General features: G+C 65.1%; 24 protein-coding genes. 22 read left to right on the plus strand and 2 right to left on the minus strand.

The window, feature by feature from the left end; all coding sequences use genetic code 11:
* The first annotated feature begins 14 nt into the window (after positions 1-14).
* The 14 genes from AT395_RS04365 to AT395_RS04430 all read left to right on the plus strand — a co-directional run bounded on the left by AT395_RS04365 (position 15) and on the right by AT395_RS04430 (position 13,334).
* Positions 15-644: a DUF3275 family protein gene (locus tag AT395_RS04365; protein ID WP_003454876.1), complete on the plus strand. Its 630-nt coding sequence runs from the start codon at positions 15-17 to the stop codon at positions 642-644.
* Between the two features lie 101 nt (positions 645-745).
* The gene (locus tag AT395_RS04370) at positions 746-1,138 is read left to right on the plus strand and encodes a hypothetical protein (RefSeq protein ID WP_003454873.1); all 393 of its coding nucleotides are present in this window, start codon (positions 746-748) and stop codon (positions 1,136-1,138) included.
* A gap of 7 nt (positions 1,139-1,145) precedes the next feature.
* The gene (locus AT395_RS04375; RefSeq protein ID WP_003454871.1) at positions 1,146-1,415 is read left to right on the plus strand and encodes a hypothetical protein; all 270 of its coding nucleotides are present in this window, start codon (positions 1,146-1,148) and stop codon (positions 1,413-1,415) included.
* 137 nt (positions 1,416-1,552) lie between these two features.
* Positions 1,553-2,380 carry a DUF932 domain-containing protein gene (locus AT395_RS04380; RefSeq protein ID WP_004265548.1) on the plus strand — a complete coding sequence of 276 codons (828 nt, stop codon included), beginning with the start codon at positions 1,553-1,555 and terminating at the stop codon, positions 2,378-2,380.
* Positions 2,381-2,880: 500 nt separating this feature from the next.
* The gene (locus tag AT395_RS04385; RefSeq protein WP_004265557.1) at positions 2,881-3,537 is read left to right on the plus strand and encodes a hypothetical protein; all 657 of its coding nucleotides are present in this window, start codon (positions 2,881-2,883) and stop codon (positions 3,535-3,537) included.
* Between the two features lie 67 nt (positions 3,538-3,604).
* A complete protein-coding gene (locus tag AT395_RS04390; protein ID WP_004265560.1) occupies positions 3,605-4,720 on the plus strand; it encodes a DUF6094 domain-containing protein in 1,116 nt (371 codons plus the stop codon).
* A 132-nt stretch (positions 4,721-4,852) separates the two neighbouring features.
* Entirely contained in the window at positions 4,853-7,135 is a 2,283-nt protein-coding gene (locus AT395_RS04395) for a helicase-related protein (RefSeq protein WP_016451645.1), read from the plus strand.
* A 159-nt stretch (positions 7,136-7,294) separates the two neighbouring features.
* On the plus strand, positions 7,295-7,906 hold the full coding sequence (gene pilL2 / locus AT395_RS04400; protein WP_016451646.1) for a PFGI-1 class ICE element type IV pilus protein PilL2: 612 nt from the start codon (positions 7,295-7,297) through the stop codon (positions 7,904-7,906).
* Complete coding sequence (locus AT395_RS04405; RefSeq protein WP_048627975.1) at positions 7,903-8,547, plus strand: hypothetical protein; 645 nt, start codon at positions 7,903-7,905, stop codon at positions 8,545-8,547. The genes pilL2 and AT395_RS04405 overlap by 4 nt, the downstream gene beginning before the upstream one ends.
* A 9-nt stretch (positions 8,548-8,556) precedes the next feature.
* Positions 8,557-9,288, plus strand: coding sequence for a TIGR03759 family integrating conjugative element protein (locus tag AT395_RS04410; protein WP_004265574.1), 732 nt, complete (start codon positions 8,557-8,559; stop codon positions 9,286-9,288).
* The gene (locus AT395_RS04415; RefSeq protein ID WP_016451647.1) at positions 9,273-9,857 is read left to right on the plus strand and encodes a lysozyme family protein; all 585 of its coding nucleotides are present in this window, start codon (positions 9,273-9,275) and stop codon (positions 9,855-9,857) included. The genes AT395_RS04410 and AT395_RS04415 overlap by 16 nt, the downstream gene beginning before the upstream one ends.
* Positions 9,854-10,408, plus strand: a complete 555-nt coding sequence (locus tag AT395_RS04420) for an integrating conjugative element protein (RefSeq protein ID WP_004265578.1) — start codon at positions 9,854-9,856, stop codon at positions 10,406-10,408. The genes AT395_RS04415 and AT395_RS04420 overlap by 4 nt, the downstream gene beginning before the upstream one ends.
* Before the next feature lie 20 nt (positions 10,409-10,428).
* Positions 10,429-12,588, plus strand: coding sequence for a type IV conjugative transfer system coupling protein TraD (gene traD, locus AT395_RS04425; protein ID WP_004265579.1), 2,160 nt, complete (start codon positions 10,429-10,431; stop codon positions 12,586-12,588).
* A complete protein-coding gene (locus AT395_RS04430) occupies positions 12,585-13,334 on the plus strand; it encodes a TIGR03747 family integrating conjugative element membrane protein (protein WP_004265580.1) in 750 nt (249 codons plus the stop codon). Before traD ends, AT395_RS04430 begins: the two co-directional genes overlap by 4 nt.
* Positions 13,335-13,469: 135 nt before the next feature.
* Here AT395_RS04430 and AT395_RS04435 read toward each other — a convergent pair whose 3' ends face one another.
* Together AT395_RS04435 and AT395_RS04440 are read right to left on the minus strand one after the other, a co-directional pair.
* Entirely contained in the window at positions 13,470-14,339 is an 870-nt protein-coding gene (locus AT395_RS04435) for an ImmA/IrrE family metallo-endopeptidase (RefSeq protein WP_003454806.1), read from the minus strand.
* A 2-nt stretch (positions 14,340-14,341) separates the two neighbouring features.
* Positions 14,342-14,728 carry a helix-turn-helix domain-containing protein gene (locus AT395_RS04440; protein WP_048627973.1) on the minus strand — a complete coding sequence of 129 codons (387 nt, stop codon included), beginning with the start codon at positions 14,726-14,728 and terminating at the stop codon, positions 14,342-14,344.
* A gap of 276 nt (positions 14,729-15,004) precedes the next feature.
* On the opposite strand from AT395_RS04440, the gene AT395_RS04445 reads away from it, so the two are divergent.
* From AT395_RS04445 to AT395_RS04480, 8 genes are all read left to right on the plus strand, one after another.
* Positions 15,005-15,229 carry a DUF2188 domain-containing protein gene (locus AT395_RS04445; RefSeq protein WP_003454802.1) on the plus strand — a complete coding sequence of 75 codons (225 nt, stop codon included), beginning with the start codon at positions 15,005-15,007 and terminating at the stop codon, positions 15,227-15,229.
* A 5-nt stretch (positions 15,230-15,234) separates the two neighbouring features.
* A complete protein-coding gene (locus AT395_RS04450; protein ID WP_048627972.1) occupies positions 15,235-16,236 on the plus strand; it encodes a CBASS cGAMP-activated phospholipase in 1,002 nt (333 codons plus the stop codon).
* On the plus strand, positions 16,230-17,372 hold the full coding sequence (locus AT395_RS04455; RefSeq protein WP_003454798.1) for a CBASS cGAMP synthase: 1,143 nt from the start codon (positions 16,230-16,232) through the stop codon (positions 17,370-17,372). Before AT395_RS04450 ends, AT395_RS04455 begins: the two co-directional genes overlap by 7 nt.
* Complete coding sequence (locus tag AT395_RS04460) at positions 17,369-18,997, plus strand: ThiF family adenylyltransferase (protein ID WP_048627971.1); 1,629 nt, start codon at positions 17,369-17,371, stop codon at positions 18,995-18,997. The genes AT395_RS04455 and AT395_RS04460 overlap by 4 nt, the downstream gene beginning before the upstream one ends.
* On the plus strand, positions 18,985-19,461 hold the full coding sequence (locus AT395_RS04465; RefSeq protein ID WP_003454794.1) for a Mov34/MPN/PAD-1 family protein: 477 nt from the start codon (positions 18,985-18,987) through the stop codon (positions 19,459-19,461). The genes AT395_RS04460 and AT395_RS04465 overlap by 13 nt, the downstream gene beginning before the upstream one ends.
* Positions 19,462-19,666: 205 nt before the next feature.
* The gene (locus AT395_RS04470; RefSeq protein WP_004265602.1) at positions 19,667-20,074 is read left to right on the plus strand and encodes an integrative conjugative element protein, RAQPRD family; all 408 of its coding nucleotides are present in this window, start codon (positions 19,667-19,669) and stop codon (positions 20,072-20,074) included.
* Positions 20,071-20,310, plus strand: a complete 240-nt coding sequence (locus AT395_RS04475) for a TIGR03758 family integrating conjugative element protein (RefSeq protein WP_003454790.1) — start codon at positions 20,071-20,073, stop codon at positions 20,308-20,310. The genes AT395_RS04470 and AT395_RS04475 overlap by 4 nt, the downstream gene beginning before the upstream one ends.
* 21 nt (positions 20,311-20,331) lie before the next feature.
* Positions 20,332-20,709 (plus strand): TIGR03745 family integrating conjugative element membrane protein, encoded by a 378-nt coding sequence (locus tag AT395_RS04480; RefSeq protein ID WP_003454787.1) that lies wholly within the window; start codon positions 20,332-20,334, stop codon positions 20,707-20,709.
* Positions 20,710-20,712 lie beyond the last annotated feature (3 nt).

Below are 20,712 nucleotides of genomic sequence, written 5' to 3' on the forward strand. Positions count from 1 at the left end.
CGCAGGAGTTCTTCATGATCACCATTCCCGGCCAATTGGCCATCAAGACCATCCACGGCCGTAACGGCGACTTCAACGTCGGGCGCCTTGCGACCTCCATCGGCGAGTTCGTCGTGAAGAACGCCGAACTCGACCAGTACGCCGAAGGCAAGTACGAGGGCGATTTCGCCATCGCGGAGATTCGCCCGTCCACGTACACCGCCAACGGCCGCATGGTCATTGAGATCCGCGCCCTCCTGGGTGGGATGACTTTGTCCAACATCGACGCCCTGAGCCGTGACGACGCCCGCCGGCTGAGTCCGCAGGAAGTCGATCCGATCGACGAGGAAGCGCAGACCGCCACGCCGACGCCGACGACCGCCCCCAAGGCGGCCGGCCGGAAGAAGGCGCGCAGCTCGCGCGACCCGCTGGTCGATACCACGCCGTTCGGCAGCGAGCCGGCTGCTGCGTCTGCCGAGGCTACGGCCCATGCGGACGACGACGGCGACGCGGCGCTGTTCGGCACACTCTGGCCGCTGGGCGATGTCGTCAAGCTCGATGCCACCGTGGATCGGCGCGTGCTGCGTCAGCAGCGCGACCGCCTCGGCGACCTGGGCTACGAGTTCGCTCCGCTGTCCCAGGACTGGCACCTCACCAGGGTCTGATCCCATCGCCATTTCACGCCGCATGCCTGCGGCTTTCCACCACCCGCCGGGGCTCCTTCCCCGGCGGGAGGACTCCGGCCCTTTCTCACAGGAGTCATTCCATGGGCTGGACATTCGTTCGATTGACGCGCGATCAGTTGATCCGCGAGCTGACCGCAACCGAGGAAACCGAGCGGTCGCGCAGTGAGGTCATCGACCACACGCTGGTCGGCAACGTGCTGTGGACGGTGGCGCGCGTCACCGCCAAGCAGGCCGGCGTCCTGGGTCTCGCACCCGGCGAGTCGGCCACCTTGATCGGCTGCCATCTGCTGGAAAGCGAGGGCCGCGAATGGGGCTACAAGTTCCTGGTCGAGGCCGAGCACCCGTACTACTACTCGTGCCCGCTGCGCTATCTCGACATGGCGCCGCAGCGCTGCGCCACCTGGCGCGCAAGGGTGCATGCCTTCCACCAGCAGCCGACGCGCAAAGCGGCCGGCGATGCAGCCACCGACTGAGGCGAACATGGACACCCTCATGTCGTCCTTGCCGCCCGAGCTGCTTCGCTTCGTCGAAGACCAGTTGGCCAACAACGAGGTTTCCGACGACGACGAACTGCGCGAGCACTTCATCGCCAACGGCCTGAGCGAAGAACAGGCGTGGCAGGCACTGACCTACCGCGCGCTGTACCTGCGACACGTCTTTCTCGACGGCTTCACGCCGATCCTCAAAGGCCAGGAAGCGCTTTGCTTCAACCCGCACAGCCGCGGCTGGGAGCCGGTTCCGAACCCATAGGCCGGCCTTCACGCGGCGCACTTCTTCATCCCTTTCATCAGGCCCTGTTCAGCAGGGCTTTTCTTCGTCCTACGCAATCGCACGCATCCGGCCTCGGCCGCTGGATGCCGATTGCTCCATTCCGCAAGGAGATCATCATGCAACTCGCATCTCGCTTCGCCCCTCGTTCCCCGGTGCTGCGCGCCGACCATCCGTTGTCGGACGATCAGATTCGCACCGTGGCCCCATCCATCTTCGCGGACACCCCGCACGAAAGCCGCTCCGAACGGTACAGTTACATCCCCACGGCGGCTGTGCTGACCGAACTGCGCAGAGAAGGTTTCCAGCCGTTCATGGTGTGCCAGACCCGCGTGCGACACGAGGATCGCCGCGACTACACCAAGCACATGCTGCGCCTTCGCCACGCCAGCCAGATCAACGGCGCCGAGGCGAACGAGATCATCCTGCTCAACTCGCACGACGGCACCAGCAGCTACCAGATGCTCGCGGGCATGTTCAGATTCGTCTGCCACAACGGCCTGGTGTGCGGCGACACCTTCGCCGACGTGCGCGTGCCCCACAAGGGCAACGTCACCGATCACGTGATCGAAGGCGCCTACGAGGTGCTGCACGGCTTCGAGCGCGTGCAGGACTCGCGCGACGCCATGCGCGTCATCACCCTCGACGACGGCGAGGCCGAAGTCTTCGCCAGGTCGGCGCTGACCTTGAAGTACGACGAGTCGGGCAAGGCCTTGCCCATCACGGAGACGCAGATCCTGCGGCCTCGTCGTTTCGACGACAACCGTGCCGATCTTTGGTCGGTCTTCAACCGGGTTCAGGAGAACCTGGTCAAGGGCGGCCTGACTGGCCGTGCCGCCAACGGGCGCCAGCAGCGCACGCGACCCGTTCAGGGCATCGACCAGAACGTCCGGCTCAACCGGGCGCTTTGGCTGCTCGCGGATGGCCTGCGTCAGCTCAAAGCCTGACCCACAAGCGGATCGTGCCTCGCGGCATGGTCCGCTTTTTCTTTGGCGGCGCTGTGCTGCCAGCGCACCACGTTCAGTTTGGTTCGGTGTAACCCTAATGCGGCAATTCGCTGCCGCCGCGAAAATTGCGGTTCGACTGCATACCTCCCTGGCTTTTCCTCCCTGAGCCAAGCAGTCATCTTTGCCGCCTCGGTGTTCCCGGGGCGGTTTTCTTTTATGGCCGTCCTTCCAGGCCGCGGGCGATGCGCCAGCGCAAACAGGGTTGGACGCTGGGTCGGTTTTCCGCTCCCGCTGTAGGCGCACCTTGGCGCAGGCTATGTCCCATGTCCGTCGGCGTTGCCGACAACATGCCCAGGTAGTCCAGACCTTCAAGGCTACGGTGCGTTGCGACGCACGGTCTGATTCTTCACCACGACGCTCACCGCGTCTTCTTCCATCCCCCTGGGGCAGTGACTGCCCTCGCGGTTGGTGCTGTCTCCGCTCACTTCGAGGACATCACCATGCCTGCACCTTCTTCCCCCAAGACGCTCTATCGCATCGACGAATGCCCCGACCTGATGGCCGATGGCGTCGTCGGTGACGAGAACGGCAACCTGGTCTTCATCTCCCTCTGGGCGCGCGACACCGCCGTCCAGGAATTCCTGGCCCGCCTCACCCTGGGCCGGGACGAACAGGGACTGGATCAGTTCCACGTCATCACCGAGCAGGGCGCCAGCATCCCGGTCTTCGTCGGCAACGTCGAGAACCTGGAGAAACGCAGCGCACGCGCCTACCGGCGCACGCTGTTCGGCTCGCTGACCAACATCTGGCTGTTCGATCGGCGCTGCGTCAAACCCGACAAGGCCAACGCCAGCGCACTGGCGCTCCTGCCTCGCGATTCCACGCACCGGCTCGACCGGCTGTGGACGCTGGTGCGGGACACGTGCCCGCTGCCGCTTCTCGATCCCTGGCGCGACAGCGTACTGGAACTGCTGCAGGCGAAGTCGATGCTGACGCGCCTGCCGTTCGCCCTCGGGCCTCTGGAAGGCCATCGGCTCGCCATCGACGTGCCGACGCTGACCGAGGTGCTGGGCGGCCTGATCCGCAGCGGCGCGCTCGTCGGCGGCGCACCCGCCAGCCGCACCCCCTCGGCGCAACCGCTCGAAGCGGTGGCTTGAGGTTCCTTCACCGGACATGCACGCGCGCATGTCCGCATCCCTTCATCTTCAATGCCAGGAGATTCCCATGGCCCTCATGTTCCCGCGGCTCGCCCGCAACTTCGTCAAGAACGGGTACTTCCCCACGGATGAACCCACGCTCGAAAGAGCACTCACCGCACTGGCGCCCGCCGAGGCCTCGGCCGGGCCGCTGTGCATCCTCGATCCCTGCGCCGGCGAAGGCGTGGCGATCGCCGAAGCCGCGCACGCCCTCGGGCGCGAGCAGGTCCAGGCCTTCGCCGTCGAGTACGAGGCCGAGCGCGCACGCCATGCCCGGCAACTGGTCGATCGCTGCATCCACGGCGACCTGATGGACACACTGATCAGCCGGCAGAGCTTCGGCCTGCTGTGGCTCAACCCGCCGTATGGCGACCTGTCCAAGGACACCAACGGCAACGTCGGCTACCAGGGCCAGGGCCGCGCTCGGCTGGAAAAGCTGTTCTATCAGAAGGCGCTGCCGCTGTTGCAGTACGGCGGCGTGCTGATCTACATCGTCCCGCACTACGTGCTCGACGCCGAGCTGGTCGGATGGCTGACCCGGCACTTCGCCGAGTTGCGCATCTACCGCGCGGTGGACACGCAGTTCAAGCAGGTCGTGATCTTCGGTCGCAAGGTTCGCCAGCGCGACCAGGCATCGGAGTCTGTCAAGGCCACGCGCGCGCTGCTGCTGCAGATAGGTCTTGGCGACGCCGAAGCGGAAGAGCTGCCAGTCGAATGGCCGTTCCTGCCCTACACGGTGCCTGCCACGGCCGAGCCGGAGCACTTCTACCGCGTGACGATGGAGCCCGAGCAGTTCGCCGAGGAAGTCGGCCGACTGCAAGGGCTCTGGCCGACGCTCGACACGCACCTGGGCGCCGCGCAGCAGTCGCTGCGGTCCCCGGCGCGAGGTTTATCGCATTGGCATCTCGCCTTGGCACTCGCCGCAGGTGCGATCTCCGGAGTGGTGAAGTCCAAGACGGGCCGCGTGCTCGTCGTCAAAGGCGACACCCACAAGGAGAAGACCTTGCACACGGAGTACACCGAGCGCGACGACGGTTCCGTGGCCGAGACGCGCATCCTGACCGACAAGTTCGTGCCGGTCATCCGTGCCTGGGACATGACACCAGGCTCGCCGACCTGCGGCGAGGTGTTGACCATCCGCTGATCGCTGTTCCCTGACGGTCGCCGTCGATCTGTTCTTCCACTGCGGCTTCGCGCCGTTCTTCTCTTCCCACCCCGGGGCATGCCATCGCCCCGCAGGGGGAGGTGCATGCCCCATCTTCTTTGGAGCATCACCATGTCCCTCGATACCGAAGTCGTTCCCGCCGCTGATGGCACGCCCGTCCAGAGCGACGTGCTCGAAGCGACTGCTTCTCCCCTGGCGATGAGCCTTCAGGATTTCGTTGCCGAATTCGGCGACGAGCTGCTGGACTCGCTCAACCGCGCCAACCCTCCCGTCTACACCGGCCAGGCCCGGCCGCATCGCCAGCTCGTGCTGGCCAGTCTCAAGCGCAAGCTGTTCGGCGCGCAGGCCGAGGTGGTGCATGCCGTTACCGAGCTGCTGGCCGACCGCGGCGAACGCGCCGCGATCGTCAATGGCGAGATGGGCTGCGGCAAGACCACGGTCGGCATCGCCACGGCGGCCGTGCTGCACGCCGAAGGCTATCGCCGCACGCTGATCCTCTCGCCGCCTCACCTGGTCTACAAATGGCGCCGGGAAATCCAGGAGACGGTGGCCGGCGCCAAGGTCTGGGTGCTCAATGGCCCGGACACGCTGGTCAAGCTCATCAAACTGCGCGAGCAATTGGGCGTGCCGGTACGCGGCCAGGAGTTCTACGTTCTCGGTCGCGTGCGGATGCGCATGGGTTTCCACTGGAAGCCCGTCTTCAACGTGCGGCGCACGCGGCACGGCGAAGTGGGCGCATGCCCGGACTGCGGCCAGGTCATCACCAATCTCGACGGCGAGCCGATCAACCCGGTCGAACTCGAAGCCGAGGACTACCGCCGCCGGTGCAGCCATTGCGCCGCACCGCTGTGGACGCTGATGCGACCGCGGAGCCTGTCCGCCAGCGACCAGTCCACGGCCGTCTTCAAAGCCTTGCAGCGCATCCCGACCATCGGAGAGGTCACGGCGCATAAGCTGATGAAGAAGTTCGGCGACGGCTTCCTGGCCTCAATGCTGGGCGACAACATCCACGAGTTCATCAACCTCATGGATGCCAACGGTGAGCTGGTGTTCTCGGATCGTCAGGCGCACCGCATGGAGCGGGCGATGGCGAACATGGAGTTCGGCTTCGGCGAGGGCGGGTATCAGCCCAGCGAATTCATCAAAAGGTACTTGCCGCAAGGCACGTTCGACCTGCTCATCGCCGACGAGGCGCATGAGTACAAGAACGGCGGTAGCGCCCAAGGCCAGGCCATGGGCGTGCTCGCAGCGAAGGCGCGCAAGGCCTTGCTGCTCACTGGCACGCTGATGGGCGGCTACGGCGACGACCTGTTCCACCTGCTGTTCCGAGCCCTGCCTGGGCGAATGATCGAAGACGGCTACCGCCCGACCAAGAGCGGCAGCATGACCTCGGCCGCGATGGCGTTCATGAGGGATCACGGCATCCTCAAGGACATCTATTCCGAGAGCACGGGCACGGCGCACAAGACGGCCAAGGGCAGCAAGGTCTCGGTGCGCACGGTCAAGGCGCCGGGCTTCGGCCCGAAGGGCGTGCTGCGTTGCGTCCTGCCGTTCACGGTATTCCTCAAGTTGAAGGACATCGGCGGCAACGTGCTGCCGTCCTACGACGAGGAGTTCCGCGAGGTGGCGATGGACACGGCGCAAGCCGCGGCTTATCGCGATCTGTCGTTTCGTCTGACCTCGGCGCTGAAACAGGCGCTGGCCAAGCGCGACACGACGCTGCTCGGTGTGGTCCTCAACGTGCTGCTGGCCTGGCCGGATTGCTGCTTCCGGTCGGAGACGGTGGTGCACCCGCGCACACGCCAGACCTTGGCCTTCGTTCCGGCTCAGTTCAACGAGCTGGAGGTGATGCCCAAGGAGCGCGAGCTGATCGAGATCTGCAAGCAGGAGAAGGCTGCGGGTCGCAAGACGCTGGTCTATTCGGTCTACACCGGCACGCGCGACACCACGTCGCGCTTGAAGGTGCTGCTGGAGCAGGAAGGCTTCAAGGTGGCGGTGCTGCGCGCAAGCGTGGATGCCTCCCGCCGCGAGGACTGGATCGCCGAGCAGTTGGACCGCGGCATCGACGTGCTGATCACGAACCCCGAGCTGGTGAAAACCGGCCTGGACCTGTTGGAGTTTCCGACGATCGTGTTCATGCAGTCGGGCTACAACGTCTACAGCCTGCAGCAGGCGGCCCGGCGCTCATGGCGCATCGGCCAGAAGCTGCCGGTTCGCGTGATCTACCTCGGCTACGCGGCTTCCTCGCAGATGACCTGCCTGGGGCTGATGGCGCGAAAGATCATGGTCTCGCAGAGCACGTCGGGAGACGTGCCCGAGTCGGGATTGGACGTGCTGAACCAGGACGGTGATTCCGTCGAGGTGGCACTGGCCCGGCAACTCGTCGCGGCCTGATCCACCCACCCACGCCGGCTGCCCTTCGGGGCGCCGGCTTCTTTTTTCCGTGCATCGATGGCGCGCGATGAAGTCGGGCGCCTGCCAGTTCCCTTTGTTTGCTGCCCGAACGCTTCGCGGCGGCGATGGTGAGGGCTCCGTGTTCCAGGGAATTGCCCCATGCAACCACTCACCTGCGTCGCTCACCGCTTGGCTGTGCCTGCCTTGCTGGCCGGCTGCGTGCTCATCACCGGCTGCGCCGCCACGGGCACGACGAGCCCTCCCACTGTCCATGACTCGCTCCCCGAGCCTGCGGTGTTGGTCAGAACCATCGCCCCGGAGCCCGAGCCGGGCCTGATCCCGGTGGCCCGCTACGGGCGCTACACGCTGGTCGAGATGGTGCCGGAACCGGCACAGCGCGACCTGCTGCGACAGGTGATCGAGATTTCGATTCCGCCGATCTTGGACGCGAGCGTCGGCGATGCCCTTCGGCACGTGCTGCTGCGCACCGGCTACCGGCTCTGCGACGCGACGGAGGCGACCGCGCTGTACGCGTTGCCGCTGCCGGCGGCGCACCTGCGGCTCGGGCCGCTGCCGCTGCGCGATGCCTTGCTGGCACTCGCCGGCCCGGCCTGGGAGTTGTCCGTCGATGACGCTTCGCGCGCGGTGTGCTTCACGCGCGTGACGACTGCGCGTGCGCCGAGCGCAAGCCCGATTCCCGCGGCTCCGGCACCGAGCGCGCCGGCCGCCGAACCCGCCGATTCCCACGTGCCCCAGGAGGCCCAGCCATGACCATCCCGCAGCTTCCCGACGAGAACGCCGGCCGCGCGCGCTGGTTGAAGATCACAGCGGCCGCATGGCTGCTGCTCGTGAGCATCCTGGCCGTGGTCAACAGCGTGGGCCTGTCGCGCCTGAGCGAGCAAAGCCAGGCCAGCGCCCAGGATGCCCACGTGCAGGCGCTCAACACGCGCGTCGCCGAACTCGAACAGCAGGCGGCGGCCTCGAAGAACCAGCCCAAGCCCGTCACCCAACCCGACTTCGAGGCCGCCCGCAAGTTGCTGGACGAACGCCTGGCACAGGTGGAGTACACCCAGGGCGCAGACGCCCATGCCGGCGACTTGCAGGCGCTGCAGGCGCGCATGGGCGACCTCGAAGCTCGCATGAAGCGAACCGCCGCGCCTGCCGCGGCACCCCGGCGCACCGCCGAGCCGGCCAAGCCCAAGGTGCCCGAACCGCCGTTCAACGTCGTGGGCGTGGAGCTGCGCGGCGGCGAGCGCTTCCTGTCGGTGGCGGCACCCAAGGCGTCGTCGGTGCTGGACGTGTGGCTGCTGCGCGAAGGCGATGCCGTGGGCGCGTGGCATCTGCTGGCGATCGAGGCGCGCGCCGCCGTGTTCCGCGTGGATGGACAGACCCAGCGCCTCGCGCTGCCGTAGGAGCCGGCCATGAAGCACGCCGCGATCTGCTTCGCCGCCATCCTCGCCGCTGTCGCAGGAACGGCAGGCACGGCCTCGGCACAGTCGGCGCCGGTCGCGTCCTCGCGCACGGTGCCCGCCCAGATTCAGAACAGCAGCGACGCCGCGCTGGACGAACGGCTGGCGCGCGATTGGGGCCTGCGCTCCGATGAGTGGGCGCGCTACCGCCAACTGATGCAGGGGCCGCTGGGCATCTATTCCCCGAACCTCGATCCGCTCACGGCGCTGGGCATCGAGGCGCGCAGCGACGAGGAACGCAACCGCTATGCGGAGCTGCAGGTGCAGGCGGAATCGAAGCGCGTGGGCAAGACGCTGGCCTACCAGCGGGCCTACGACGCGGCGTGGAAGCGGCTCTATCCGGGACAGCAGCGCGTGAACATGCCGGGTGCGAAGGCGCCGGGCGCCGGCAACCGGGGCTCGGGCCGGCTGGCGGTTTTCGTGAAGGCCGAGTGCCCGTCGTGCGAGCAGCGCGTGCGCCAGCTGCAGGTGGCCGGCACCGCCTTCGACCTCTACATGGTCGGCAGCCGCCAGGAGGACGCCCGCATCCGCCAGTGGGCGACGCAGGCCGGCATCGACGCCGGCCGCGTGCGCTCCCGCACCATCACGCTCAACCATGACGCCGGGCGCTGGCTGTCGCTCGGCCTGCCCGGCGATCTGCCCGCCGTGGTGCGCGAGGTCAACGGCCAATGGCAGCGGCAGTAACCCGCCGTGCAGGCTGCGCGGCCTTGGTCCTCGGCCTCAGCGCCCATGCCGCCATCGTCTTCGGCCAGGAGGTGCCACCACCCGCCTACCAGCTCGCCGCCCAGCAGGCGGGCGTGCCGTCGCCGGTGCTGTATGCGGTGGCGCTGCAGGAGAGCGGCGCCCGGCTGCGCGGCCGGCTGATCCCGTGGCCGTGGACGCTCAACGTCGCCGGCCGCGCCGAACGCTATGCCACGCGGGCCGAGGCCTGCGCCGGCATCCGCCGGGCGCTCGCCCGCACGCCGGTCAACCGCATCGACGCCGGCCTCGGCCAGGTCAACCTCGGCTACCACGCGCACCGCTACGCGCATCCCTGCGAGCTGCTCGACCCATACCGCAACCTCGCCATCGCCGCGGAAATCCTGCAGGAGCAGCACACGCCGGGCGAGGACTGGCTGGTCGCCATCGGCCGCTACCACCGCCCCGCGGGCGGGGCGCCCGCCGCCCGTTACCGCCGCAGCGTCCACCAGCACCTGACCCGCGTGCTCGGGCCGGGAGCCTCACTTCCCTCTGCCCGGAGTCCCATGCCATGAACCGCATCCTCGTCGCCGCGACTGCGGCGCTGCTGGCCACCACCGCAGACGCGCAGGACCGCGGCCCCGTTACCAAGAACAGTTCCCCGCCGCTGATCGTGGTCGAGGACAAAGGCGGCACCTCGGCGCTGCCGTACTACCGGGCCTTGAATCCGCAGGATGCGCAGCCCGGTCAGCCAGCCACGCCGCAAACCAAGCCGCGCATTGGCGGCCCGGCCGAAGCCGAGGCGGCCATGCTGCCGGTGCGCTCGATGCGGCTGACACCCGGCGACGAGCCGCGCCGCGTGATCCGCGCGCCGGGCCTGACGCCGCTGTTCCTGATCGGCGACGACGACCGCTCACGAGCCTGGCTCCAACGACGGGGCAAGGACTTGCAGGCGCTACGCGCCGTGGGCTTGGTGGTCAACGTGGCGACGCCCGAAGCCCTGGCCGCGCTGCGTCGCCTCGCACCGGGCTTGATGCTGTCGCCGGCCTCGGGCGACGAGCTGGCGCAGCGCTTGGGGCTCAAGCACTACCCGGTGCTGATCACCGCCACCGGCATCGAGCCCTGACGTGACGTGAAGCACCTGCCATGCCCCAGTCCCAAGCCGTCGAAGTCTTGCTGCGGCCAGCGGTGGAGCTATACACCGTCGCGGTCTGTGCGGGCGCCGCGTTTCTGTGCCTGGTGGCCCCGTGGTCGCTCGCGCTGAGTCCCTTGCTGGGCCTGGGCAGCGCGCTCGCTTTCCTCACCTTCGGCGCGCTGCGCTTTCGCGACGCCTGGGCCATCCTGCGCTACCGGCGCAACATCCGGCGCCTGCCGCGCTACGTGATGACCAGCCGCGACGTGCCGGTCAGCCAGCAGCGGCTGTTCGTCGGCCGGGGCTTCCACTGGGACCAGCGTCACACGCACCGACTGATGCAGACGTATCGGTCGGAGTTCCGTCGCTACGTGGAGCCGACGGCAATCTATCGGATGGCACGGCGCATGGAAGAGCGCCTGGAGTTCGCGCCGTACCCGTTGTCCAAGATGGCGAAGGCCCTGGCCTGGGACAGCCCGCTGAACCCGGCGCGGCCGCTGCCGCCGGTGGGCGGCCTGCCGCGGCTGCACGGCATCGAGCCGCACGAGGTCGACGTCACCCTGCCGTTGGCCGAGCGCGTCGGCCACAGCTTGGTGTTAGGCACCACGCGCGTCGGCAAGACCCGCCTGGCCGAGCTGTTCATCACGCAGGACATCCGGCGCAAGGTCAATGGACAGCACGAGGTCGTGATCGTCTTCGATCCCAAGGGCGATGCGGATCTGTTGAAGCGCATGTACGTGGAGGCCAAGCGCGCCGGACGCGAAGGCGAGTTCTACGTTTTCCACCTGGGCTGGCCGGACATCAGCGCCCGCTACAACGCGGTGGGCCGCTTCGGACGCATCTCGGAAGTTGCCACGCGCATCGCCGGCCAGCTTTCCGGTGAAGGCAACAGCGCGGCGTTCCGCGAGTTCGCCTGGCGCTTCGTCAACATCATCGCGCGGGCGTTGGTCGAGCTGGGGCAGCGGCCCGACTACCTGCTGATCCAGCGCCATGTCATCAACATCGATGCGCTGTTCATCGAGTACGCCCAGCACTACTTCGCCCGGAACGAGCCCAAGGCCTGGGAGGTCATCGTCCAGCTCGAAGCCAAGCTGAACGACAAGAACATCCCGCGCAACATGATCGGCCGCGAGAAGCGCGTCGTCGCGCTGGAGCAGTACCTGTCGCAGGTGCGCATCTACGACCCTGTGCTCGACGGCCTGCGCAGCGCGGTGCGCTACGACAGGACGTACTTCGACAAGATCGTCGCATCGCTCCTACCGCTGCTGGAGAAGCTGACCACCGGCAAGATCGCGCAGTTGCTGGCGCCGAACTATTCGGACCTCGCCGACCCACGCCCGATCTTCGACTGGATGCAGATCATCAGGAAGCGGGCCGTGGTCTATGTCGGCCTCGATGCACTGTCGGACGCGGAAGTCGCGGCGGCGGTCGGCAATTCGATGTTCTCCGACCTCGTATCCGTCGCGGGTCACATCTACAAGTTCGGCATCGACGACGGCCTGCCGGGTGCCGCGACGGGCATCAAGGTGCCCATCAACGTCCATGCCGACGAGTTCAACGAACTCATGGGCGACGAGTTCATACCCATGGTCAACAAGGGCGGCGGCGCGGGCGTCCAGGTCACGGCCTACACGCAGACCCTCTCGGACATCGAGGCACGCATCGGCAACCGCGCGAAGGCGGGCCAGGTGGTGGGCAACTTCAACAACCTGTTCATGCTGCGCGTGCGCGAGACCGCCACGGCCGAACTGCTGACGCGGCAACTGCCCAAGGTCGAGGTCTACACGACGACGGTGATGAGCGGCGCCACCGACAGCTCGGACCCGACCGGCAACACCGCCTTCACCTCCAACACGCAGGACCGCATCAGCAGCAACAGCGTGCCGCTGATTGAACCGGCGCACGTGGTCGGGCTGCCCAAGGGCCAGTGCTTTGCACTGATCGAGGGCGGGCACCTCTGGAAGGTGCGCATGCCCTTGCCGGCGCCCGACCCCGACGAGGCCATGCCCAAGGATTTGCAGGAGCTGGCCGGCTACATGCGCCAGCACTACGTCGAGGCCGGCGATTGGTGGGACAACAATGGGCTTCCCGGACTGCAGGACCAAGCACTGCCCGACGACTTGCTCGCCGACTTCAAGCAGATGGCCAGCGCGGATGAAGGGGCCACGGCATGAGCGACCCCGCCGTCGCCGTCCAGCGCCAGCAGGTTCGCCAGCAGGGCCTGATCGCAGGCCTCATCACGCTGCCGTTCCGGCTGTTCGGGGTGTTGGCCGGTTCGCTGGTGCTGTGCATCGCGATCGAGTGCATCGGCATGCACTTCTTCTGGCCCGAGCAGGGCTGGCGCCATGCGCAGGGCATGCTGAACTACGAGCTGTCGCAGGTCTCGGAGCATTTCACGCAAAGCGTGCTGGTGCAGGAGCCGGGGCGCAGCGCCCTCCAGCTCGTCGAGTGGGCCTACCAAGGACTGTTCGTGAAAACGGGCCTGCTGGACTGGATACGCGACGCGGCGGCGCAATCGCGTGCCGGCGCGCGCAGCCAGGCGCAGGACTTCCGCTACTACATCGGTCAGCTCTACGTGCATGTCGAGAGCTACCTGATCGCCTCGGCGTACACAGTGCTGGTGTTCCTCGTGCGGCTGCTGGTGCTGGTCCTGACCTTGCCGCTGTTCCTGATGGCGGCCTTCACCGGCCTGGTGGACGGGCTCGTGCGCCGCGACGTGCGCGGCTTCGGCGCCGGCCGCGAATCGGGCTTCGTCTACCACCGGGCGAGAGCCAGCCTGATGCCGCTGGCGGTGCTGCCCTGGGTCACTTACCTCGCGCTGCCGGTCAGCGTGCATCCGCTGCTGATCCTGCTGCCCAGCGCGGCGCTGCTCGGCGTCGCGGTGTGCATCGCGTCGGCGACGTTCAAGAAGTATCTGTGAAAGCGGTTCAAGATAATCTCCGTCTCACTCTTCATGGCGACTCATCGACACCAAACATCTTTTGACCTTTGACACTGCATCCACCCTACATCTTCGAGGCCATGTGGCCACTCAGACACACGAACGCAAATGGCCTCAGCGGCGCCTGCTGCGTCCCGGCCACGGTAGCTGCCCAGTGAGTTCAGCCAAGCCACCGTCGTCCTCGACGCGTACACCGAAGCGGTTCACTTCGACCTCAGGTAAATCGTCGCTGTCGAACCAGAGCAGCGAGGTCGTGGTGTCAGTACGTGCGTAGTGCCTGGAGAGTTCCCAGAGATCGAGGCCCTTTTCCCAGTTGTCGAACCAGATGTCTTGTGCAACCTCATCTGTGTCGGCAGCACTGCTGCCTGAAGAACGGAGACGGTGAGCCACAGAGCCGACAGGAATGGCAGACCTGGGAGATATCCAAGCCCCAGCCTGTCGCAAACTGGTGGAGCGTGCCGCGTAGCGCACTGCACCGCGCTCCATGGTGACGAAGGCGCAAGGGATGTCGCTGAGGGAGGCGAACCGCGACGCAGCGGCGGGAAATGATGTGCTGAAAAGCGCCGCCATGCCCTGGATCAGCTCCAGCGAAGGTTCTTCCTTGGGCACAAGCGATAGCCATTGCTGATACGGCATCAGCAACTCGGCGGCGAAAGTGTCGCATGCGATTTCGTTCGGATGCCGCTTCGCATAGGACCAGGACGGCACCTCTTCGTGGCTCGATTCCAGCGCAAGGACGATATGCGCAATTTCGTGGCAGATGGTGAAGCGTTGGCGTTCTTCTGTCTCCAGCGAATTCACCGTGATCACGTGCTTGCCATTCGGCTTGGTGATCGTGTAGCCGGACTCCCCCTCACTAAGCTCCTCTTTCTTGACTTTGGCGTTGGCCGCGACCACATAGGGCGTCAGGTCTTCTCGGATGCCGGACACATCAACCTTCGCAACAAAGGCCCGTGCTTTCTGTGTGACATCCGCTTCATCCATATTCAGTCATCCTCGTCCTCGAATGCTCGCTGTATCCGGGCGATCAGTGTCGCGGGATCGGGCCTTGTATTTCCACGATGCCTCACGCCTGCTGCAGCCGAAAAGATGCCGATGCTGATGGAAGGATCGTTCAGCACGAATTCAACAAGGCGGGGATCGGCCTCCGCATGGTCGACAAGCCACATCACCAGCGCAGCATCTCTTTCACCTGGTTTGAGAACCTTCAGCAGCTTCTCGACTAAGTCCACTGACGGATTTGTCTTTTCGCCGGACTCCAGCCGGTGGACATAGGCATGGTCCACCGAAGACAGTTGACCGATTTCGCGCAATGAGAGGGTTCTGCGCTCGCGTAGCGTCTTGAGGGCGACGCCCAGGCCTGTTTGTGACATCCGTTCCGTTCCTTGTGGCTGCGGCGGACAACGGTGTGTGTCCGGTCCGAAGCAGTTGCGTTCTGCGGCACCAAGCCCACCATTTGCAGCTTGGCACCAAGTCTGATACATTGTTGTCCAGCCAGACAACAGAAGTGAGTTCTACGACTGCAGCAAGTTGATTTGGCTTGACTCGCCCGTTGTCTGCAAGAGCAACGAATTTTGCTTCAACCGGTGGTCATTGGCAACCCGGCCGGCTGGCCGGGGTCTCGATGGTTCAACTTTAGGAAATTCGCCATGACAGGCAAAAATCAGCATGTAGTTCCTCACCAGGACGGTTGGGCCGTCAAGGGTGCCGGCAATCAACGGGCAACCTCCGTGCACGATACGCAGCAGCAGGCCATTGACGCGGCGCGGGACATCGCACGCAACCAGCAGTCCGAACTGGTCATCCACCGTCCGGACGGTCGCATCCGTGACAAGGACAGCCACGGTAACGACTCCTTCCCGCCGAAGGGCTGAGTGCCATGATGGGCGTGCCCACCTACCATGTGCTCGCCCTATCTGGGGGCGGCTATCGCGGCTTGTACACAGCGACGGTTCTTGCCGAGCTTGAAGCCGTGCTAGGCCGCCCCATCGCTTCGCACTTCGACCTGATCTGCGGCACCTCTGCAGGCGGGATGCTGGCCTTGGGGCTGGCCGCGGAAATCCCCGCCATTGAACTCAAAGCCTTGTTCGAACGACAGGGCTCCCGCATCTTTGGTTGCCGAAGTCTCGCTCGGCGCCTTCTGGGCTTCTGGTTGACCGCCAAGCACGACTCCGCAGGGTTGCGGGGCGTGCTGACCGAGCGCTTTCAAGACGCCACGATCGGCAACTTGAAGCACCGCGTTCTCGTGCCAGCCGTCAACTACTCGACGGGGCGCGGCCAGTTCTTCAAAACGCCTCACCATCCCTCATTTGAGATGGACCACCGCATGAGGATCGTGGATGTGGCGTTGGCGACCGCCGCTGCGCCCGTTTACTTTCCGCTAACGCGCAACGATCGTGGCGTCTTTGCGGATGGAGGACTGGTCGGCAATGCGCCAGGACTGTTCGGGCTGCACGAAGTCAATACGTTCCTCGCGCCGAAACAGAATGCACTGGTCCGGGTGCTGTCCATCGGCACGATGACGATCGGTGCAACCGTCCGTGGCGGCGCCAGCCTCGACCGCGGATTCGGCAAGTGGCGCGGAGGGCTGTTCGATCTGGTGATCTCTGCCCAGGAGTCGTCGGTGGACTACATGCTGCGCCAGTCGTTGGGTAGCAACTACTTCCAGATCGACGACAAGGCCACGCCCGATCAAAGCAAGGACGTAAAGGCGCTGGACCGGGTTTCCATCGGCGCCACGAATACGCTGAAGGACCGCGGCAATCATGCAGCGCAGCGCGCGCTTGGCGACCCTCTTTTCCAACCGTTTCGAGCGCACCAGGCCGGCGCACCCACCTTCTATCACGGCCCCAACAAGAATGTGCCGGAGGCCGAATGCTGAACCTGAGCCCGCTTTTCTTTACCACCGTCGATGACGAATCCTGCATGCATGACGAGCTGGATCTGTCGCCCGAGCAACGAGCCTGGATCGCCAGCGCCCGAAATGATGTCAGGAACTGCCTTCGCACCGGAATTCCGCGCGTGCTGCGCGAACGCGGGTACACGGACGACGTGCCGCAGCCACGCTTCTTCACGCAAGGATCGTGGGCGTACAAGACCTTGAACGGCCCGGCACAACGGCCCCAGCAGGCGGATGTCGATGATGGTTGCTATCTGCCGTTGAGTTTTGTCTCGCAGACGAAGCGTCCCAGCAGGGCCACAACGGTGTTCTTTGCAGCTGCTGAAGAAGCCTTGAGGCTGTTGGTCGAGGAGAAGCACTGGAAGCTTGTCACCGACAAGCCGACATGCATCCGGATTGTCATTGCGGCCTATGCCCACATCGACATTCCGTTGTACGCCATCCCCGACGAAGAATTCGTCACGCTCGCGAAAGCCTCGATGGAGCGATACGGCTATGACTCGCTGACGGAGGCGGTGAACATGGCAGAGCGGGATGCCTGGACGGCATTGCCCGCTGATAAAGTGCTCCTGGCTCACCGCGAGTGCAACTGGATGCCCTCCGACCCCAGGCCTGTGAAGGAATGGTTTTTGGGCGAGGTGGAGGCCAAGGGCGAACAGTTCCGCCGCGTGATTCGCTACTTGAAGGCGTTTCGCGATTGGCGGTGGTCGAGCGGTGGACCGGCTTCGATTCTGTTGATGGCCGCTGCGGCTCCGCTATTCGAGAAGCGGGATCGGCGCGACGACCTGGCGTTGCTGGATGTCGTCGCGGCATTGCCGGCCCGGCTGCGCGCGGGGGTGAACAACCCCGTTGATGAGTCGGAGTCGCTTACTGCACGCCTTGGTAAAGAGGGCGTCGAAGAGGCTGCGAAAGCGTTCGAAGCATTCGAAAAAGTGCTGCGCGGAGCCACCAACGCCGGCAGCCCTTCACAGGCCTGCGTCTGGATGCAAGGCGAATTCGGTCCGCGTTTTCCGAACGAGCCGGACCGGGTCAAGGTGGTATCCGTTGTCGCCACCATTGCCGCAGCGCCGGCTACGGCTGGTCCGAGCGAATTGGTCGGGCGCACGAAGGCCGGATGAGCAGCGTCGCCGTGGTCTCCGATGTGGTCGAAGCCTTCAGGCTGCAAGGCTTCGAGTTTGTCGGCAAGACGGACGACGGCTGGTTCAAGCTGAGGGGGCCGTTGATCCCGTGCGGCGCGGACGATGGCATTCCATGTGAGGTTCAGCTCGACCCTACCTTCTTCGACCTGCCTCGCATTCGGCTGCTCGAAATTCCGCCTGAACTGCCCAATGCAGTTCCTCATCTTGGCGCGGAGGGCGGCCTTTGCTATCTGGCCAAGGGAACTGTCGTGCTGGACATCTACGATCCTGTAGGGCAGTCCTTGGCGTGCCTGCAACGGGCGGCAGCGGTGCTCGGGCAGATCTTGAAGGGCGAGATGATCGAAGATCTCGCCGAAGAGTTCTTTGCCTACTGGAACGGCTGGCTTTGTTTTGTGGACATGCAAGGCGAAGATCTGGGGCGACAAAACTGTATCGTTGCGCAAGCCAATGGGAATCCACTCTGGTTCATCACCGACAACGAAGATCGAACAACAAGAAAGTTGCATTCACTCGGCTACCAGGTCACTGATAAAACGGTGCTGACATACCGGGTCAAGACCACCGCGCAACCCCGCCCACTAACCAGCCACTGGCCCCCCGAAACGGTGGGGGACGTCTTGGCTTGGCAAAGCACCCTGGACCCACGGTGTCGGCGCAAGATTCACGAACGAATCAAGGAAGGGCAAAGCAAAAAAGCAAATGGCGTCCTGATCATCATCGAATCGCCACTGATGACCTACGGCTTTGCCGTGCTCTTTGACCACCAAGTGAGTCAAAAGACCAAGCTTGCTGATCGCAGGGATTCGAGTTTTGGGCTGAAGGTAATGCCCGTCTCAGTGATCAGGATCGATGACCGGTATCTGGCCCAGCGCAACATCCCCAAGTCGAAAACGTTGGCGGGGAAACGAATCGCACTTGTGGGTTGCGGCACGATCGGCGGATACCTCTCGGACATGCTGGTCAAGGCCGGGGCAGGATCATGCGGAGGGAAACTCACGCTGGTGGATTTTGATGGCCTCCTTCCACAGAACATCGGACGGCATCGGCTCGGCTTCCCGGACCTGTTGTCGAACAAGGCTGAGGCGATGGCGAAGGAACTCAAGCGCTTGTCGCCAGGCGTCGAGGTTCATGCGCTCCCCGTGGACGTGAGACAGGCCCAACTGGGAAAGCTGGACCTACTCATCGATGCCACCGGCGAAGAATCCCTCGGGCATTGGCTGTGCGGCCGCTACAGGGCTCCCACGCCCATGCTTTCTGTTTGGATCGAAGGGCCGGGAACGGCTGTGCGTGCGCTCCTGAGAACGAACGCATCGGGTGCGTGCTACCGATGCCTATGGCAGAGCCACAGAAGAGGCGAACTTCGCTCGACCATTGATGCTCTGCCTAACATCTTGGCAGGCCACGGGTGCGAGGGCTTGTATGTGCCATTTCCGGCTTCGGTGTCGGTGCAGGCAGCCAGCTTGGGTGCTGAGATGGCCCTTGATTGGGTCAAGGGCGTCCACTCTCCTGCATTGCGGACCCGGCTGATCGACCAGACCCATCATCCGGCCACGCCTGACTGCGATCCTCTGCGAGATCATGATTGCCCTCTATGCAATTCCTAGGGTCCTGGGCAACTGGCGACAAGAGCAGGTTGCTGCATTTTTCGACCCAGACGCTGGAGACATTCAGTCAGCATATCCAGGCTAGTGATGCCGACTGCGAAGCGGGCGGACTCTTGCTTGGTTCTGTACATGGAGCCCATTTGCTCATTGAGCAGGCGACGGTTCCTACCGCGTGGGACAAGCGGTTTCGCTATCTGTTCGAGCGGATGCCGTTTGGTCATGAGGCTATTGCGTTGTCGCGATGGACGGCGAGTCAGGGAACTGTCCGCTATTTAGGCGAATGGCATACCCACCCGGAAGACCATCCCCAGCCTTCTAGCCTTGACAGATCTGAATGGACTTTGTTGGCAGCGCAGCGTCGGGACAAGCGGCCAGTGCTCGCTGTCATCATCGGGCGTAGATCTCTGTATGCAGAGTTGGTGCCGAGATCAGGCGAAGGGTCGATATTCTTCCCCGTGGAGTAGAGCACTAGCGCAACAACCATCATCGTCTTGACTTGCACCTCCACTCAGACGGTAGTGCATTAAAGACGACGTCATCGGGGAAATTCCTTCCTCTGCAGCGGAGTTTGCCGCGGAAAGCGGTGGCTGGCCGGTTCCGATTGATTGCGGCGCCGGAAGACCGGCCGTTTGAGCATCGAGCCATCCGCATCCCTCGGAGAACGGCTCGATGGAAACCACTCGCAATCCCGCGCAGGTTCGGCGCTTCGCCGTCGAGGCACCCTGGGCCGTGCGTGTTGCCGCGCTGCTGCTTGCCGCTGCCGGATTGCAGCCCGCCATCGCCGCTGACGCCTCCGACAACGCTGCGGAGCGCGAGATGCTCGCCGCGGTAACGCGCCAGCTCGAACTGCTGGACCGCCTCGCCGAGCACGCCGCCACCACCGCGCCGCAGGAGCGCGCCCGCTACCACTTCGACTACGCGCGGCTGCGCGCCGACCTGGAGCGCGTGCGCACCGGCGTGCGCGACTACCTCGTTCCGCAACGCGCCCAGCCGCGTGATCCCGTGCCGCTGGCCGGTGACTACACGCGCAGTAACGCGGCGCCTGCGACGTCGCCCAAGGAGGCGCCGTCGTCATGACGCCTTCCGCCGATCAGGTCGCCGCCTTCACGGCCAACGGCGGCTTCGCGCCCGGGGCCGTCTCCACCGTCGTGCTCGGCTTCGTCTTCGCCATCCTGCTGCTGTGGGGCGTGTGGGCGATGCGCACTGCCTATGTCGGCTGGGCCGAGCACCACCTGACCCAACGCCAGTTCCTCGGCGTCATCGTGCGCTTCGTCGCGATGTACCTGGTGCTGGGCTTTTTCCTCCTGTCCTGACCCCATGAAAGGTACTTCGCCATGAACGCTCCCGCTACTTCTCGCCGTCCCACGTCGCGGCCCGCCGCGCGCATCGCCGCGCTGCTGATCCCGCTGGGCATCGCCGCCACGCCGCTGCCGTCGTTCGCCGACCTTCCCACGCTGGAAGACCCGTCGCGCGGCACCGGCAGCGGCATCATGCAGACGCTGCAAAACTACGGCTACGACATCGTGCTGCTGATCGCGCTGCTCGTCGTCGCCTCGATGTTCGTCGGCGTCTGCTACCACGCCTACACGCGCTACGCCGAGATCCACACCGGCCGCGCAACGTGGGGGCAGTTCGGGTTGACCGTCGCGGTGGGCGCGATCCTGCTGGTCGTCGGCATCTGGCTGCTGACCAAGGCTACCGGCGTCCTGTAAGGC

The organism is Pandoraea apista (assembly GCF_001465595.2).
Classification (GTDB): Bacteria; Pseudomonadota; Gammaproteobacteria; order Burkholderiales; family Burkholderiaceae; genus Pandoraea; species Pandoraea apista.